Raw genomic sequence first — 17,309 nt, forward strand, 5'->3', positions numbered from 1 at the left:
GAAAAGCACATCAAAAGCATTCAGTGGCAACTGCCTGGCGGCACAACGATCGACTATCCAGCCGTCACTGACGTCGAAATCTGCGTTGTCAGTACCATCGTGGTTGAAAAGCACGTACAAAGGCATTTCTGTATATGCATACCGGCACATACTCTGAAATACCACTCCACAGCCGCTACCATTTTGGCTAGACTCAATCGATTGCTGAATCGTTTAACTGTTCGATGAACGAAGTCCGCAAAAATCATAATTCCAATAATTTCAGAAGGACCACCGCCATGAAATCCCTTCCCCTGCTCGCAGGCCTCGGTGCGTTGACTGCCGCTTCCAGTGTTTTTGCCTGGGATTATGTGCTGCTCGACACTGACAAGGCTGCGCAGAATCAGCAGATCACCAGTCAGCAATTGGGTGTCAAGACTGACAAACCGTTCATCATCACGATGCGTACGTTGCATGGCGGGCGGCAGGAAGGTGTGAGCATTATCGATATCGACAATGGCACGATGAAGCTGTCAGTGGTGCCGACGCGTGGCATGAATGTGTTGCAGGCGTCGGTTGGCGATGTGCGCATGGGGTGGGATTCGCCGGTCAAGGATGTGGTCAATCCGGCCTTCATCGAGCTCAACGGGCGTGGCGGGTTGGGCTGGCTGGAGGGTTTCAATGAGCTGGTGACCCGCTGCGGCTATGAATGGGTCGGCCATCCGGGCATGGATAACGGCGAGTTGCTGACCCTGCACGGTCGCGCGGCCAATATTCCGGCCAGCAAGGTGACGTTGCAGATTGACGAGAAACCGCCTTACGCGATTCGCCTCAAGGGTGAGCTGAAAGAGCAGGCGTTCAAGAAAGTCGATTTCTCGGTGCAAACCGAGCTGGTCACCGAACCGGGCAGCACGAGTTTCTCGCTCAACGACACGCTGACCAACAACGGCGACTATCCGAAGGAATATCAGGCGCTGTACCACAGCAATTTCAGCACGCCGTTCCTTGAACAAGGCGCGCGCTTCGAGGCACCGGTCAAGCAGGTGTCGCCGTTCAACGAGAAAGCCAAGGGTGATCTGGGTGACTGGCAGACCTATCGCGCACCGACGCCGGACTATGACGAAACGGTCTACAACGTCGTGCCTTATGGCGATGCCAAGGGTGACACGCTGACGGTGCTGCACAACAAGGCGGGCAGCCTGGGCGTTGCTGTGGGTTTCAACACCAAACAATTGCCGGTGTTCTCGCTGTGGAAAAACACCGACACCAAAGGCCAGGGCTACGTGACCGGGCTGGAACCCGGCACCAGTTTTTCCTATAACCGCCGCTTCCAGCGCCCGTTGAATCTGGTGCCGACCATTGCGCCCAAGGAGCAGCGTCAGTTCCAGATCAGCTACAGCTTGCTGGCTGACAAAGGTGCAGTCGACAAGGCGCTTGGACAGATCAAGACGATCCAGGACGGACGCGAGACCGAAGTCCGCAAAGAGCCGCTGGTGGACCTGACCAAAGAGCAATGATCGACGCCTGAAGCTGCTCAGCGCTGCTCATCAAGACAAGGCCGGATGTTGACGCGAACCCCTGCGTCGAAATCCGGCCTTGTTCGTTCAGGCTGTAAAAATTCTCACAACACTTGAGATTTTCGCCTGTCTACACCCTCTCAACCCTTCAAAGACGAGCATGAATATGAAAATCCTGATGGTTTTGACGTCCCATGACCAACTGGGCGACACCGGCAAGAAAACCGGTTTCTGGCTCGAAGAGTTTGCCGCACCGTACTACGTGTTCAAGGACGCGAACGCTGAGGTCACGCTGGTTTCGCCCAAAGGCGGCCAACCGCCGCTGGACCCGAAAAGCGACGAGCCTGATGCTCAGACCGCTGAAACCGAGCGTTTCGCCAAAGATGCTGATGCTCAGAAAGTGCTGGCCAATACGGGTCTGCTCTCTGAGGTCAACGCCGCCGATTTCGATGCAGTGTTCTATCCGGGCGGTCACGGCCCGCTGTGGGACCTGGCTGAAGACCCGCACTCCATTGCGCTGATCGAAGCATTCGCCAAGGCTGACAAGCCGCATGGTCTGGTGTGCCACGCACCCGGCGTTCTGCGTAAGGTCAAAGCGCAAAATGGCGAACCGCTGGTCAAGGGCCGTCGCGTTACCGGTTTTACCAACACCGAAGAAGAAGCGGTTGGCCTGACCGAGGTCGTACCGTTTCTGGTCGAAGATGTCCTCAAGGAGCTGGGCGGTGACTACTCCAAAGGTGACGACTGGAGCATTCACGTGCTGACCGATGGCAAACTGGTCACCGGACAGAACCCGGCCAGCTCTGCACAGGCAGCCAAAGACGTGTTGACCCTGCTGGGCTGAGGCGTTTTTGCGCGGTTCGGTGCCTGGAGTGACCACACCGGACCGCGCGTCATATAAATCGAATCATGCTGAGCGCCCACAGCCCAATATCCGGATAGCCCAACCTTCTGGAGAACAGTCATGAAAGATGAATCCACACGCGAAGACCTCGACCACAAGCCGGAAAACGCTGGCAAAGTGGGCGAGAAAAACAAAGAACTCAATCAACAAGGTGAACAGGCGCGACCTGCGACCTCACCTGACCCGCAGAAAGACAAATCTGGTAATTGAGCGCTGGTTGCTATGCATAAGTCCTGAAGCGTTCAAAGAACGGGCTTCTGCCCGGAGGGCGTGGGAGCTTTCAGGAGGTTACGACGGCTGCGAAGCGGCCCTGAAACCGGTCATTTCNTTTGCTGCCGGTTCCCGGCAGTTCGCGGACAAGTCCACTCCCACATTAACGCAGTTCGCGGACAGGCGAAGCGTCGCCCGTCTGCTCACACAATTGCTCAAAGCAATCCGCGTTCGGCACAGACTTTCACGATTTGCTCGCGTAACCAGCCGTTGGCCTCCTCCTGATCAGCCTGGGCACTCCAGACCATGTCCAGACTGAAACCGGTCAGGTCAGGCGGCAGTTCGAAAACCGAAACCCATGGTTCGTTACCCAGCAGAGTCTGGATGCGCCGTGGCAATACCAGGATAAAATCCGTGCCTTCCAGCAATTGCAGCGCCTCATGGTAACTGTTGGCGCGGGCGACGATTTCGCGCTCCAGCCCCTGCCGCTGCAACCAGTCTTCGACCATGTTGCTGTCGGAAATCCACGGTCTGGGGTACACATGGCTTCGCTTGACGAAGGTTGCCGTGTCGAGCAGCGCACTCTGCGGCGCGAACCGTGTGTCCATGACACCCACCAGGTCATCTTCCAACAGTACGAGCGACAGCAGGCTTTCGGGCACCTGGTGGAAGCCTGGACCGAGGCACAGGACAAGATCGACGCGACCGTCATCGAGCTGCTCGATCGGCAGTTGTCTGTCCAGCGTCTGCACATTGACCGTAACCGAGAAGCCCGCCGCCACGAAGTCGCGCATCAGGTGCGGTAACACCAGCAGCTCGAAATACTCGGGTGCGCAGACATTGAAGGTGGTCTGCCGACGGGTCGGGTCGAACAGCTTCAGGCCGTCATGACACAGATTGACGGTGCGCAGGATCTGCTGCACGTGATCGAGCATGGCCAGTGCCTTGCGGGTCGGGCGCATGCCGTTGCGGGTGCTGATGAACAGGTCATCTTCGAAGTTGGCGCGCAGCTTCTTCAGGCAGTAACTGACCGTCGACTGGCTGACCTGCAACGCCTCGGCGACCAGGGTCAGATTGCGCTGCTCATAAACCGAAACAAAGACCATCAGGTCCTGCATGTCCAGCTTTCGCAAGGCATTACTGTTAAGCATGAGGCATCTCGTTGGCGCTGCGATCGGAGGATCAGGTCTGCACGAGCAAGATAGCATCAAAAGGCAATCACGCTGCCCTTTCGACAAACCGGTACAGCCTTTCGACAGCGTCTTCAGGCATTCTGCCGACGACAACTGCAAGACTTGGCCGTGTCGGTGCGTTGCGCATCGGGCTCGACGACCTCATCGACACCCAGCCACCAGGTCATGCCGCGACACGGGAACTGCACATAGAACGGCTGGCCCATCATCGGCGTGGTGATCGCTACGTTCTGCTCCCAGGCCAGTGCCAGAATCCGGTCGAACGGCTCGTGCCAGGCATGCATCGCCAGGTCGAACGTGCCGTTGTGAATCGGCAATAACCAGCGACCGCGCAAATCCAGGTGCGCCTGCAGGGTCTCTTCAGGCTGCATGTGCACTTGAGGCCATTGCACGTTATAGGCACCGGTTTCCATCAGTGTCAGATCGAACGGTCCGTACTGCTCGCCAATGGTCTTGAAACCGTCGAAATAGCCGGTGTCACCACTGAAAAAGATACGTTGATCACCGTCGATCATCACCCACGACGCCCACAGTGTGCGGTTGCTGTCGAGCAACGTACGTCCGGAGAAATGCTGCGAAGGCGTGGCGACAAACTCGAGGCCTTCAATCTCGGTGGACTGCCACCAGTCGAGTTGCCGGACCTTGTGCGCGGGCACGCCCCACTCGATCAGCGTGTCGCCCACGCCCAGCGGTGCCAGGAAGTGCTCGGTTTTGTCGGTCAGCGCCTTGATCGCCATGCGGTCGAGGTGATCGTAATGATTGTGCGAAAGAATCACCCCGGTGATCGGCGGCAGGTCTTGCAGGCTGATCGGCGGCTGGTGAAAGCGCTGCGGCCCCGCCCACTGCACGGGCGACGCGCGCTCGGCAAACACCGGGTCGGTGATCCAGAAGCGGCCTCGCAGTTTGAGCAGCACGGTCGAGTGACCAAGGCGATACACCGTGTTGTTCGGTGCCGCAAGCAATTGCTGACGCGACAGCGGCTGCACCGGAATCTCGCCTGCCGGGCGCGTGTCCTTGGGTTTGTTGAACGTCTGGTCCCAGAAAATACCGAGCGTGCGGAAAAACCCCAGCGGCTTCACAGGCGCATGATTGCGGTAGCGCCCCTCGTGCCGAGACAGGACAGGCAGTGAAGAGACATCCTTTTTCTGATGGGTCGAGGCCATGATTTGCTGACTCCTGGGGACAGGTTGAGGCTCCAGCCGTGCATACTTTGTACGTGAATCCCGTTGCAGGATGTCCGATGAAAAATATGTAACAGTGCTTTACACTACACGGTGTAGTTTTAAGCTTGCATGATCCTTGGCGACAAGTAAACTGCTGAGTGTAATTTTCTCTAAACGCACGTTTGAAGCGAACCTATGACCGCACCCATGCGCCTTACCGATCAGAAACGCGAAGCCATTGTTCTGGCAGCCATTGCCGAGTTTGGTGATCGTGGCTTCGAGATTACCAGCATGGATCGCATCGCGGCGCGGGCTGAGGTTTCCAAACGGACGGTCTACAATCATTTTCCCAGCAAGGAGGAGCTGTTTGCGGAAATGCTCCAGCGTCTGTGGAACTGCGCCCCGCCGCAATCGGAAGTGATCTATCGCGCAGAAACCGGGCTGCGCGAGCAACTGCGAGACTTGTTATGGGGCAAGATGCGCAACCTCACCAACAGCAGTTTCATTGATCTGGCTCGGGTCGTGGTCGGCGCCACCATTCATTCGCCCGAGCGGGCGCAGGTGTGGATGGCCCGCATCAATGAGCGTGAAGAAACCTTCAGCGCCTGGATTCGCGCTGCGCAAAAGGACGGTCGTCTGAAGCCCGTCGAACCGGGCTTTGCAGCCACGCAGATGCACGCTCTTCTCAAGTCCTTCGCATTCTGGCCGCAGGTCACGTTCAACGCGCCATTGCTGTCCCCCGCAGAGCAGGACAATGTCGTTGAATCGGCCCTGAACATGTTCCTCGGCTGGTATGAAATAACCCGCTGATACGCCACGAACGCTGGTTCAACCCAGCACGGAGCCCCGGCACTCGCCAAAGCCTATCGACACCTGCCCTTGCCGATGGCAGCGCGCACGCAGGATCACTTCGTCGCCATTCTGCAAAAACGTGCGCTGCTCGCCACCCGGCAGGGTGATCATGTGTTTGCCCCCTTCGGTCATCTCCAGCAGGCTGCCAAACTGACCCGGTTGCGGGCCGGACAAGGTGCCCGTGCCGAGCAAGTCGCCCGGTTGCAGCTTGCAGCCGTTGACGCTGTGGTGCGCAACCATCTGCGCAACGGTCCAGTACATGTTCAGCGAGTTGCTCAGCCCCAGTCGATGCGGCGCCATCCCCAGCGCGCTCATGCGTTCGGTGAGCAGCAGGACTTCCAGTTCGATATCCAGCGCGCCCTCTAGCTGATCGTTCTGATCGAGCAGGTACGCCAGCGGCTGCGGATCGCCTTCGGGTCTCGGCGGCTGGGGGCTGCGAAACGGTTCGAGGGCTTCGGCAGTCACCACCCAGGGCGAAAGCGTGGTCGCAAAACTCTTGGACAGAAACGGCCCCAACGGCTGGTATTCCCAGGCCTGTATGTCGCGCGCCGACCAATCGTTGAGCAGGCAGAATCCGGCGATATGCTCGGCTGCGTGATCGATGCCAATGGCCTCGCCCTGCGCATTGCCGGCGCCGATCCACACGCCCAGTTCCAGTTCGTAATCCAGTCGCTTGCACGGACCGAATTCGGGAATCTGCTGACCGGGCGGCAGGGTCTGCCCGTCAGGCCGCTTGATCGATGTTCCGGACGGGCACAGGGTGGACGCCCGGCCGTGATACCCGATAGGCACGTACTTGTAGTTGGGCAACAGCGGGTTGTCCGGACGAAACAGTTTGCCGACGTTCAGCGCATGGTGAATCCCGACATAGAAATCGGTGTAGTCACCAACCCGCGCAGGCAGGTGCATGGCACACTCGCGCATCGGCAGCAGCACATCCGCTGCCGCTTGCAGGTCTGCGCGCTGCGGGCTGTCTTCATCCAGCAATTGCAGCAGTGCCGAGCGTAGCGCCTTGCGCGCGGCAGCGCCCAGCGCGAAGAAATCATTCAGTTGATCACGGCTCGCGACCTCGGCGGCTTCAGCGGCGGCCCCCTGAAAAAAACCACCACTTACAGCGGCACGCAGGTCGAGAATCAGATCACCAATCGCCACACCGCCACGCGGCTCAGCGCCATTGTGACTGAACACGCCCAACGGCAGATTCTGCAATGGAAAGTCATCGTGACCGTTGGCTGACGCTACCCAGCTGCGCCGATTCGAAGAGCTGCTCATCAAAGCGATTCCTTATTGAACGTCCTGGCCATGCCGTTCCAGCAGGCATCGTAATCAGTCTGCAATTGCGGGCAGTCCAGCGCGTGGCGGCTGGGGCGCAGCACTTTGCCGGTTTCGAACATGAAGGCCATGGTGTTTTCGATCTTGTGCGGTTTCAGGTCGGCCGCGATGGCTTTTTCGGCCGTGACATTATCCGGCCCATGGGCGCTCATGCAGTTGTGCAACGACGAGCCGCCCGGCATGAAGCCTTCGGCCTTGGCGTCGTAGGCGCCGTCGATCAGGCCCATGAACTCGTTCATCAGGTTGCGATGAAACCACGGCGGGCGAAAGGTGTTCTCGGCCACCATCCAGCGCGGCGGGAAGATCACGAAATCGATGTTGGCTTGCCCGTGAACAACGCCTGGCGAGGTCAGCACGGTGAAGATCGATGGGTCCGGGTGATCGTAGCTGACCGTGCCAAGGGTATTGAAACGCCGCAGGTCATACTTGTACGGCACATTGTTGCCGTGCCAGCCCACCACGTCGAATGGCGAATGCTCCAGTTGCGTCACCCACAGTTCGCCGAGGAATTTCTGCACCAGTGGCAGCGGCTCGTCGCACTCTTCGAACCAGGCCACCGGGCTCAAGAAATCACGCGGGTTGGCCAGGCCATTGCTGCCGATCGGCCCGAGTTCCGGCAGGCGCAATGCACTGCCATGGTTTTCGCAAAGATAACCGCGCGCAAAGCTGTCGAGTAATTGCACGCTGAATTTCAGGCCGCGCGGCAACACGGCTATTTCCAGCGGTTCGATGTCCAGCAGGCCCAGCTCGGTGACGACTCTCAGCCGCCCTTGCTGCGGCACAATCAGCCACTCGCCATCGGCATTGAAAAAGGCTCGTTGCATCGAGGTGTTGGCTGCGTAGACATACACGCTGACACCGTCGGCCTGATCGGCCGCCGAGGTGCTGGCCAGACAAATCAGACCATCAATGAAATCCGTGGGCTCGGCCGGGATATTGAAAGCGTTCCAGCGCAAGCGGTTGGGATTGATCGGGCCCTGGGCATGGCCGACGATTTGCCGGTCCATGCGCTGATAGCGCGGATGCGCCGCCGAAGGTTTGATCCGGTACAGCCATGTGCGCCGGGCTTCGCTGCGCGCGACGGTGAACGCAGTGCCTGAGAATTGCTCGGCGTAGAGCCCGAGCGGATGCCGTTGTGGCGAGTTCTGGCCCACCGGCAATGCGCCTGGCAAAGCTTCGCTGCTGAACTGGTTGCCAAAACCCGACTGGTAGATCAGTGCGTCGGCGCTGGAATGAATGGCCATCTGAACCTCTTGTTGTTATTCGGTCACACGGCGACGGGTGAAATTCCACTTTCCGTAAGTTGGTTACGTTTAACGTAATTTGAGTTTGACGGCCGGTCAAGCTATAAAGCTGCCTTTCCAGACTGGCGCAGTGCTCCCATGACTCAAGAAACCGAAAGCCCGGCCGGCGGACGCCAGCAGAAGGTTCAGGCTGCCGAAGTCGGCCTGGGTGTGCTCAAGGCGCTGGCTGAGTTGTCACCCTCCACTTCCCTGTCGAAACTTGCCGAGCACGTGGGCATGCCGCCCAGCAAGGTGCATCGCTACCTGCAGGCGTTGATCGCCAGCGGCTTTGCCGAGCAGGATGCCGTCAACAGCCATTACGGGCTGGGGCGCGAGGCGTTGCAGGTCGGCCTGGCGTCGCTGGGCAAGCTGGATGTGCTGAAAGTGTCGGCACCCTGGCTGGCCAACCTGCGCAACGAACTGAATCAGACCTGTTTTCTGGCGGTGTGGGGCAACAAAGGCCCGACCGTGGTCTATGTCGAGCCGTCGACCGGTGCAGTGACGCTGGTGACGCAAATCGGCTCGGTACTGCCGTTGCTCAGTTCGTCGACCGGGCTGGTGTTCGACAGCTTTCTGGCCGAGGGTGAAACTGCGCTGCTGCGCAAGCAGGAAACGCCGCATCTGGGTGCCGGTCAATTACGCGAAATCGAACGCCACATCGAGCAGATCCGCAGTAACGGCGTCCACCAGATTCAAGGCATGCTGATGCCGGGTATCAACGCGGCGTCGTCTCCATTGTTTGCTATGGGCAACAAGTTGGCGGGCGTGATTACGGTGGTGGGACCGGGGTCAGTGCTGAATGATGAGGCGCAGAGCCTGGCGGCCAGGCGCATTCTGGAGACGGCGGTGGCGATCAGTGAGCGTATGGGGGGTAGCCGTCCCGCTGGTTATCAGAAAATAAGCTGAATGCGAGGACGGCTTTCTTCGATTGCAACGGTTAAAGCTGATTTGGCGTAAACAAGTCCGCTTCTACATCCGTGTCACCACGCTTGCGACTCGGCGCGGCAGCATCGTAGACAATCAGCAGCTCATCGCCGGCCTGTTCATCCGTGCCGAACAGGCACATGCCCTCGGCATGATCGACGCCTTGCCCGAAAGGCACCTCCATCACGAGTTGCAATTGATCCGAGAAGATCACGCTCTCTTCGCCGGCAAAGCCACCGCGCCAGCGAAAGACTTTTACCGGACCGTCCTGCTCCATGGTCGGACCCGCCAGAATCAGCAAGTCGTCGCCAGTGAAGCACAGGTCACGCACGCCCAGGCCATTCAGTTCGAAAAAGTGTTTACGGTATCTGCGCCCGTCTGGACCAATCTTTTTGAGCACCAGCGTATCAGTCGAGTCTTTGTTCAGTTCGGGTTCGATCTCCAGAATGATGGCCCAACCGCGGAGTACCGGGCCACGCAACCCTAACAACAGGCGCGAACCGATGACCGCCAGCCCTTCGATATCAAAGCCATTGTCTTTACCGGGAATGCGCAGAAAATCCTTCAGTTGATCGTCTTTTGCAATTTCCTTGATCAAGTCATTGCCAAATTCATTACCGTTCAGTTGCGCGGCTGTTCGCGCATCGGTCTCCACCTTCTTGGCGAGTACATAGCTGTCGCCCTCCTGAACCACCGGGATGCGGGCTAACAAATAACGATTGCCATCTGCCTCCACTGTCGATAGCTGCTTGATATTCTTCTGCGCGGGATTGCCGGCTTTGGCCTTCTTGCGTTTCAGGCTATGGGAGCCCGTCACCCAGAGGTAACCCGTGCGCTGATCATAGGCCAGCCCCTCGATATCGATCTCCGCGTCCGGCTTCGGTATCGGTAACTTCAAATACTCGATGAGTGAAAATGATCGGTGCTCATCGCATATCACCTCCTCACCTGGCGCAGCATTTCTAACGGTCAGCCGTTCCAGGCTCGTGGTTTCATCGTTGGCGATCCAGAGCGTGGCACCCATCCGTTGAGCTGCCGAAATGCCGTCGCGCAATGAGACAAGCGCTGGATCGAAACGCAATAGCGCAGTCCGTTTAAGCATGAATGTCCTCCTTTCAGGTAAAAGCGACAGGGCGCGAAACAAAAGGCAGCCGGGCTAAAGCTCTTGGGCCAGTCAATCCGGCGTCAGCACACCGCGCTGGATCTGGTCGCGTTCGATGGATTCGAACAGTGCCTTGAAATTGCCTTCACCAAAGCCGTCGTCGCCCTTGCGCTGGATGAATTCGAAGAATACCGGCCCCATGAGGGTGGCGGAGAATATCTGCAACAACAGCCGGCGTTCCCCGCCCTCGGACGAGCCGTCCAGCAGGATGCCGCGGGATTTGAGTTCGGCTTCCGGCTCACCATGATCGGGCAGGCGTCCCTGAAGCATTTCGTAATAGGTATCCGGCGGCGCGGTCATGAAGCGCATGCCGGTGGCTTTCAGCGCGTCCCAGGTCTTGATCAGGTCATCGGTGAAGAAGGCGACGTGCTGAATGCCTTCACCGTTGAACTGCATCAGAAACTCTTCGATCTGCCCGGCGCCTTTAGATGACTCTTCGTTCAACGGAATGCGGATCATGCCATCCGGGGCGGTCATGGCCTTGGAGGTCAGGCCGGTGTATTCGCCCTTGATGTCGAAGTAACGAAGCTCACGAAAGTTGAACAGTTTTTCGTAGAAGTTCGCCCAGTACGCCATGCGCCCGCGATACACGTTGTGGGTCAGGTGGTCGATGAATTTCAGACCTGCGCCGACGGGATGGCGGTCGACGCCTTCGATGAAATTGAAATCAATGTCATAGATCGACGTGCCTTCGCCAAACCGATCGATCAGGTACAACGGCGCGCCGCCAATGCCCTTGATGGCCGGCAGACGCAACTCCATGGGCCCGGTGGCGATTTCCAGCGGTTGCGCGCCCAGTTCCAGCGCACGGTTGTAGGCCTTTTGAGCGTCCTTGACACGGAACGCCATGCCACACACCGAAGGCCCGTGCTCGGCGGCAAAGTATGACGCCAGGCTGTGCGGCTCGTTGTTGAGGATCAGGTTGATAGCACCCTGGCGATACAGGGTCACGTCCTTGGAACGGTGGGTAGCGACCTTGGCAAAGCCCATCATCTGGAACACGGGTTCGAGGTTGTCGGGGGTCGGTGACGCGAATTCGATGAATTCAAAGCCCATCAGGCCCATCGGATTCTCGTACTTGTCAGCTTCGTAAAGATCAGCCATGACTGGCTCCTTGCAGGAAAGTGAGGGTGAATAAACGACGCAATCACTGTCCTGCGGGCGGCGCACACGGAATCCCTCGCACGCTGCGAGCGAGGAAATCACCGAAAATCAGTTGCAGACCAAGAATCTTCATGAGGACAGCCTACTCCGGCTTGTCCGATTGTGCATCAGGATGCGCTTGCTGAAGGCCGGATGCTGCATGACCAGGCGCTCGACCCTCTGAATACGCGAATATGCCTCCAGCCCTGCACCGTAACGACGCGCCGCGTACAGCTGAGGCAACAGGTAAACATCGGCGCCACGCATCAGGTTGACCGGGATCGCGGCGTAATCCAGCCCTTTCAGCGCCAGCGCAATAAGCACGCGATGGCTGGAGGTTGATCGGTAATACGTAAAAAGGTCCACGGAGGTCGCCTGCTGAACGCACGGGTGCTGACTGCTGTTATTTTTCGTAACCCTATTACGTCATGCGTAAATTGCGCGATCCCTGTAAGGCTGTCAACTCTGGCCGCACGCTGAATGAGCTAGGATGGGTTGACCCGATAAAAATAATGCTTGGGGGCCTGATGAATATTCTGTACGACGAACGCATCGATGGCGTGCTGCCTGCTGTCGACAAGCACCAGTTGCTGCATGACCTGCAGCGCCTGTTGCCCGATCTGGATATCCTGTACCGCCCCGAAGAGCTGCGGCCTTACGAATGCGACGGGTTGTCGGCTTATCGCAGTACGCCGATGCTGGTGGTCTTGCCCCGCCATGTCGAAGAGGTGCAAACGTTGCTCAAGCTGTGCCATCAACGCGGTGTTCCGGTGGTGGCACGCGGCGCGGGCACGGGCTTGTCAGGCGGCGCGCTGCCGCTCGAAAAAGGCGTGTTGCTGGTCATGGCGCGCTTCAACCAGATCCTCGACATCAACCCTGCGGCCCGCCTCGCACGCGTACAACCCGGCGTGCGCAACCTCGCCATTTCCCAGACGGCCGCGCCGCACGGCCTGTATTACGCACCCGACCCGTCCTCGCAAATTGCCTGCTCCATCGGCGGCAACGTCGCGGAAAACGCCGGCGGCGTGCACTGCCTGAAATACGGGCTGACCGTGCACAACCTGCTCAAGGTCGAGATCCTGACGATTGAAGGCGAGCCCATGACCTTGGGCGGCGACACGCTGGATTCGCCGGGATTTGACTTGTTGGCATTGTTTACCGGCTCTGAAGGCATGCTCGGCATCATCACTGAAGTCACTGTCAAACTGCTGCCTCGCCCGCAGGTGGCCAAAGTGCTGCTCGCCGCCTTCGACTCGGTCGAGAAGGCCGGGCGCGCGGTGGCCGACATCATCGCGGCAGGCATTATTCCCGGCGGGCTGGAGATGATGGACAATCTGTCGATCCGCGCGGCCGAGGACTTCATCCACGCCGGTTATCCGGTCGATGCCGAAGCCATTCTGCTGTGCGAACTCGATGGCGTCGAAGCCGATGTGCACGCCGATTGCGAACGCGTTCGCAAGGTGCTGGAGCGCGCGGGTGCCACCGAGGTGCGGCAGGCCAGAGACGAAGCCGAGCGGGTGCGTTTCTGGGCCGGACGCAAGAACGCCTTCCCGGCCGTCGGGCGTCTTTCGCCCGACTATTACTGCATGGACGGGACCATCCCGCGGCGCGAACTGCCGGGTGTGTTGCGCGGCATCAGTGAGCTTTCCGATCAATACGGCCTGCGCGTCGCCAATGTGTTTCATGCCGGTGACGGCAATATGCACCCGCTGATCCTGTTCGACGCCAATCAACCCGGCGAACTGGAGCGTGCCGAGGTATTGGGCGGCAGGATTCTGGAGCTGTGCGTCAAGGTCGGCGGCAGCATCACCGGGGAACACGGGGTCGGGCGCGAAAAGATCAATCAGATGTGCGCACAGTTCAACAGCGACGAGCTGACCTTTTTTCATGCGATCAAGGCAGCGTTCGACGCCAGCGGCCTGCTCAATCCCGGCAAAAACATTCCGACCTTGCAGCGCTGCGCAGAATTCGGCGCCATGCACGTCCATGCCGGTCAGTTGCCGTTCCCTGAACTGGAGCGTTTCTGATGAGCACAGCAGACCAGGACGCCAGCCGGATACTGATCGAACAGGTCAGTCAGGCGTTGCGCGACGACAAGCCGCTGCGCATTCAGGGCGGCAACAGCAAAGCGTTTCTCGGGCGCCCGGTGAGCGGCGAGCCACTCGACACCCGCGAGCACCGAGGCATCGTCAGTTACGACCCCACCGAACTGGTCATCACCGCCCGCGCCGGTACGCCATTGAACGAACTGATGCAGGCGCTGGACGCAGCGGGCCAGATGCTGCCGTGCGAGCCACCCGATTTCGGCATGGCGACGCTCGGCGGCATGGTCGCTGCCGGGCTGTCAGGACCGCGCCGCCCATGGAGCGGATCGGTACGCGATTTCGTGCTGGGCACGCGGGTGATCACCGGTCTTGGCAAGCACCTGCGCTTTGGCGGTGAAGTGATGAAGAATGTGGCGGGGTATGACGTTTCGCGGCTGATGACAGGCAGTTTTGGCTGCCTTGGGCTATTGACCGAAGTGTCCCTCAAAGTGCTGCCCAAACCCCGTCTGTGCAACAGCATCGCCCTGGAGATGGACAGCGCCCGCGCCCTCGCCTGCTTGACTGAATGGGCTCAGCAACCCATGCCGATCAGCGCTGCCAGCCACGACGGCCGGGTGCTACGGCTGCGCCTTGAAGGCGGCGAAGGCTCGGTGGCGGCTGCGCATCAGCGACTGGGTGGTGAACTGATCGATACCGGGTACTGGCAGCAACTGAACGAGCAGCGCCTGACGTTTTTTCAGGACCCTCGCCCGCTATGGCGTATTAGCCTGCCTGCCGACACCGGCATGCTGAGTTTGCCCGGTGAGCAACTGATCGATTGGGGCGGCGCGCAACGCTGGCTGAAATCGGATGCCGAGAGCGAAACCATTCGAACCCTGACGGCCAGCGTTGGCGGGCATGCGACCTGTTACCGCCACAACCATGTCGACAGCCCTTTTCAGCCGTTGGCCGTGCCGCTGCTGCGCTACCACCAGGCGCTCAAGACCCGGCTCGACCCGCAGGGCATTTTCAACCCCGGCCGACTGTACGCGGAGCTTTGAAGCATGCAGACCACCTTGAGCGACCACGCCAGAACCCTGCCCCGCGCCGCAGAAGCCGAGCGCATCCTGCGCAGTTGCGTGCATTGCGGTTTCTGCAACGCCACCTGTCCCACGTATCAATTGCTGGGCGACGAACTGGACGGTCCGCGCGGCCGGATCTATCTGATCAAGCAGGTGCTGGAAGGCCACGAAGTCACCGAGAAAACCCAGTTGCACCTCGACCGCTGCCTGAGCTGTCGCAACTGTGAAACCACCTGCCCGTCCGGTGTGGATTATCACAACCTGCTGGACATCGGACGCGCTGCGGTGGATGCCCTCGTGCCACGCTCGACAGGCCAGCGAATGTTGCGCGAAGGCTTGCGCCGGGTTGTGCCCAACGCCGGGCTGTTCAAGGCGCTGATCGGGCTGGGCAACACCTTTCGCCCCCTGCTGCCGGGCAATCTGAAAGACAAGCTGCCTGCAACCACGCCCGCCGCCGGTCTGCGCCCGGTGCCACGGCACGCTCGGCGGGTGCTGCTGCTTGAAGGCTGCGTGCAGCCCGGTCTGTCGCCCAATACCAATGCAGCAACTGCGCGGGTGCTGGACCGCCTGGGCATCAGCGTCAGTCCGGTCAGTACGGCAGGCTGCTGCGGCGCGGTGGATTACCATCTGAATGCGCAGGAAGCCGGCCTCGAGCGCGCGCGACGCACGATCGACGCCTGGTGGCCAGCCCTCGAAAACGGTGCCGAAAGCATCATCCAGACCGCCAGCGGCTGCGGAGCGTTCATCACGGATTACGGCCACCTGTTGCGCGACGATCCGCTCTATGCAGACAAGGCCGCTCTGATCAGTGCCCGGAGCAAGGATCTGGTCGAAGTATTGCGCGACGAACCGCTGGAGGCCCTTGGGCTGAGGACGGACACACGACTGGCCTTTCACTGCCCATGCACCTTGCAGCACGCACAGAAACTAGGCGGCGAGGTCGAGCGGGTTCTGCTCCGGCTGGGCTTCAACCTGACCTGCGTGCCGGACGGTCATCTATGCTGCGGTTCAGCTGGCACGTATTCGATCACGCAACCAGTGCTGGCACGCCAGTTACGCGACAACCGCCTGAACGCGCTGGAAAGCGGTAACCCACAGGTCATCGCCACCGCCAATATCGGCTGCCAGGCTCATCTGGCAAGCGCTGACCGAACGCCCGTGCGGCACTGGATCGAGCTGATTGACGAGGCCATTGGCACTCCTGAAACGCGCTGAACTCCTATTGAATAACCCCTGCTGCGGAGAACCCTCATGAAAATCAAAGCCGTTCTGACCCAGACCGAAGTCAGCCTGATGCTCGGTGCTGCGCGTGATGAAGCCCAGGCCAATGGCTGGGCAGTGTCCATCGCAATCGTCGACGACGGTGGCCACCTGCTGGCCTTCGAGCGCCTGGACAATGCCGCGCCGATCAGCAGCTACATCTCTATTGAAAAAGCCCGCACCTCGGCACTTGGCAAACGCGAGTCCAAAGGCTACGAGGAAATGGTCAACGGTGGCCGCACTGCGTTCCTCAGTGCCCCGCTGCTGACCTCACTGGAAGGCGGCGTGCCGGTCATCGTTGACGGCCAGATCGTCGGTGCAGTGGGTGTTTCCGGCGTGAAAGCCGAGCAGGATGCCCAGGTCGCCAGAGCAGGTATCGCCGCGCTGAATGCTGATTGATGGTTCACATCGCTCCTTAGTGTGGTGTTTCACAAGTACCAATGAAAATATGATCTATGCTCATCTGAAACCAACTCGTGAGAGCTGAGCATTTNGGTCACGCTGGCCGGCAGCCTACGTTGTATGCGGCAATACTTTTCGTACAAAACCTAGTGTGGTGTTTCACAAGTACCAATGAAAATATAGTCTATGCTCATTTGAAACCAACTCGTGAGAGCTGAGCATTTATATGGGCCGACCAGCGACTGTCATTGTCTTGTCCGAAGCCGAAAAAGCAGAGCTTATACGCCGCGTTAAGCAGCGTAAGGGCGCGCAGGATGCCTGTGTTCGTGCCCAAATCATCCTGGCGTGCGCAGAGGGAGAATCTGGAAATTTCATTGCCCAGCGCCTCAACGTCAGCAAGGACGTGGTCTCGCGGTGGCGCACGCGCTTTTCAAAATGGGGATTGGTTGGTCTGAACGATGAACATCGTTCGGGTCGCCCGCGCACGATCAGCGATGAACAAGTACAGAAGGTGGTTGATCAGGTTCTGAAGGGCAAACCCGAAGACGCCAGCCATTGGAGTACCCGGCAAATGAGTCGGGAAACAGGAATATCCCCGGCCAGCGTGATGCGTATCTGGCATGCCTTCGGGATCAAGCCTCACCTGGAAAAAACGTTCAAACTTTCTACCGATCCGCTTTTCGTCGACAAAGTGCAGGATATCGTGGGTCTTTATTTGAACCCGCCTGATAGAGCACTGGTGTTATGTGTTGATGAGAAAAGCCAGATCCAGGCGCTGAACCGTACGCAACCTGGACTGCCTTTAGCGCCCGGAAATCCTGCGACACGTACGCACGATTACAAGCGTCACGGGACGACTTCGCTGTTTGCTGCTCTGGA

15 protein-coding genes and 2 pseudogenes are annotated in these 17,309 nt (G+C 59.2%); 10 read left to right on the forward strand and 7 right to left on the reverse strand.

Going from position 1 to position 17,309, the window contains the following annotated elements:
- Nucleotides 1-278 precede the first annotated feature (278 nt).
- The 3 genes from ABJ99_RS16050 (at nt 279) to ABJ99_RS16060 (ending at nt 2,610) form a co-directional block, all read left to right on the forward strand.
- Nucleotides 279-1,496: an aldose 1-epimerase family protein gene (locus ABJ99_RS16050; protein WP_054086642.1), complete on the forward strand. Its 1,218-nt coding sequence runs from the start codon at nt 279-281 to the stop codon at nt 1,494-1,496.
- Between the two features lie 166 nt (nt 1,497-1,662).
- Nucleotides 1,663-2,340: a type 1 glutamine amidotransferase domain-containing protein gene (locus ABJ99_RS16055; protein WP_054086643.1), complete on the forward strand. Its 678-nt coding sequence runs from the start codon at nt 1,663-1,665 to the stop codon at nt 2,338-2,340.
- Between the two features lie 120 nt (nt 2,341-2,460).
- Complete coding sequence (locus ABJ99_RS16060; protein WP_007251246.1) at nt 2,461-2,610, forward strand: hypothetical protein; 150 nt, start codon at nt 2,461-2,463, stop codon at nt 2,608-2,610.
- A gap of 215 nt (nt 2,611-2,825) precedes the next feature.
- Here ABJ99_RS16060 and ABJ99_RS16065 read toward each other — a convergent pair whose 3' ends face one another.
- Both ABJ99_RS16065 and ABJ99_RS16070 read right to left on the reverse strand, forming a co-directional pair.
- A complete protein-coding gene (locus ABJ99_RS16065) occupies nt 2,826-3,761 on the reverse strand; it encodes a LysR family transcriptional regulator (RefSeq protein WP_054086644.1) in 936 nt (311 codons plus the stop codon).
- Between the two features lie 113 nt (nt 3,762-3,874).
- The gene (locus ABJ99_RS16070; protein WP_054086645.1) at nt 3,875-4,966 is read right to left on the reverse strand and encodes an MBL fold metallo-hydrolase; all 1,092 of its coding nucleotides are present in this window, start codon (nt 4,964-4,966) and stop codon (nt 3,875-3,877) included.
- Between the two features lie 195 nt (nt 4,967-5,161).
- Here ABJ99_RS16070 and ABJ99_RS16075 point away from each other — a divergent pair, with 195 nt between their 5' ends.
- On the forward strand, nt 5,162-5,776 hold the full coding sequence (locus tag ABJ99_RS16075) for a TetR/AcrR family transcriptional regulator (RefSeq protein WP_054086646.1): 615 nt from the start codon (nt 5,162-5,164) through the stop codon (nt 5,774-5,776).
- Nucleotides 5,777-5,794: 18 nt separating this feature from the next.
- Here ABJ99_RS16075 and fahA read toward each other — a convergent pair whose 3' ends face one another.
- A complete protein-coding gene (fahA, locus tag ABJ99_RS16080; RefSeq protein ID WP_054086647.1) occupies nt 5,795-7,090 on the reverse strand; it encodes a fumarylacetoacetase in 1,296 nt (431 codons plus the stop codon).
- Complete coding sequence (gene hmgA, locus ABJ99_RS16085) at nt 7,090-8,394, reverse strand: homogentisate 1,2-dioxygenase (protein ID WP_054086648.1); 1,305 nt, start codon at nt 8,392-8,394, stop codon at nt 7,090-7,092. Before hmgA ends, fahA begins: the two co-directional genes overlap by 1 nt.
- Nucleotides 8,395-8,532: 138 nt before the next feature.
- Between hmgA and ABJ99_RS16090 the strand changes: the two genes are divergently transcribed.
- Nucleotides 8,533-9,339: an IclR family transcriptional regulator gene (locus ABJ99_RS16090; protein ID WP_054086649.1), complete on the forward strand. Its 807-nt coding sequence runs from the start codon at nt 8,533-8,535 to the stop codon at nt 9,337-9,339.
- A gap of 31 nt (nt 9,340-9,370) precedes the next feature.
- On the opposite strand, the gene ABJ99_RS16095 is transcribed toward ABJ99_RS16090, so the two are convergent.
- The 3 genes and pseudogenes from ABJ99_RS16095 to ABJ99_RS29905 all read right to left on the reverse strand — a co-directional run.
- Nucleotides 9,371-10,459: a DUF3616 domain-containing protein gene (locus ABJ99_RS16095; protein ID WP_054086650.1), complete on the reverse strand. Its 1,089-nt coding sequence runs from the start codon at nt 10,457-10,459 to the stop codon at nt 9,371-9,373.
- Nucleotides 10,460-10,531: 72 nt separating this feature from the next.
- Nucleotides 10,532-11,623, reverse strand: a complete 1,092-nt coding sequence (gene hppD, locus ABJ99_RS16100; RefSeq protein ID WP_054086651.1) for a 4-hydroxyphenylpyruvate dioxygenase — start codon at nt 11,621-11,623, stop codon at nt 10,532-10,534.
- Between the two features lie 299 nt (nt 11,624-11,922).
- A pseudogene (locus tag ABJ99_RS29905) lies at nt 11,923-12,028 on the reverse strand (maleylacetoacetate isomerase); the annotation flags it as partial.
- Between the two features lie 161 nt (nt 12,029-12,189).
- Here ABJ99_RS29905 and glcD point away from each other — a divergent pair.
- From glcD to ABJ99_RS16130, 5 genes and pseudogenes are all read left to right on the forward strand, one after another.
- Complete coding sequence (gene glcD / locus ABJ99_RS16110) at nt 12,190-13,689, forward strand: glycolate oxidase subunit GlcD (RefSeq protein ID WP_054086770.1); 1,500 nt, start codon at nt 12,190-12,192, stop codon at nt 13,687-13,689.
- Nucleotides 13,689-14,747 (forward strand): glycolate oxidase subunit GlcE, encoded by a 1,059-nt coding sequence (gene glcE / locus ABJ99_RS16115; protein WP_054086653.1) that lies wholly within the window; start codon nt 13,689-13,691, stop codon nt 14,745-14,747. The genes glcD and glcE overlap by 1 nt, the downstream gene beginning before the upstream one ends.
- A gap of 3 nt (nt 14,748-14,750) precedes the next feature.
- Nucleotides 14,751-15,983 (forward strand): glycolate oxidase subunit GlcF, encoded by a 1,233-nt coding sequence (glcF, locus tag ABJ99_RS16120; RefSeq protein WP_054086654.1) that lies wholly within the window; start codon nt 14,751-14,753, stop codon nt 15,981-15,983.
- Nucleotides 15,984-16,019: 36 nt separating this feature from the next.
- The gene (locus ABJ99_RS16125; protein WP_054086655.1) at nt 16,020-16,427 is read left to right on the forward strand and encodes a heme-binding protein; all 408 of its coding nucleotides are present in this window, start codon (nt 16,020-16,022) and stop codon (nt 16,425-16,427) included.
- A 229-nt stretch (nt 16,428-16,656) separates the two neighbouring features.
- Nucleotides 16,657-17,309, forward strand: a pseudogene (locus ABJ99_RS16130) (IS630-like element ISPsy1 family transposase); the annotation flags it as partial.

This window comes from Pseudomonas syringae pv. cilantro, from assembly GCF_001293775.1.
Taxonomy (GTDB): Bacteria; Pseudomonadota; Gammaproteobacteria; order Pseudomonadales; family Pseudomonadaceae; genus Aquipseudomonas; species Aquipseudomonas syringae_P.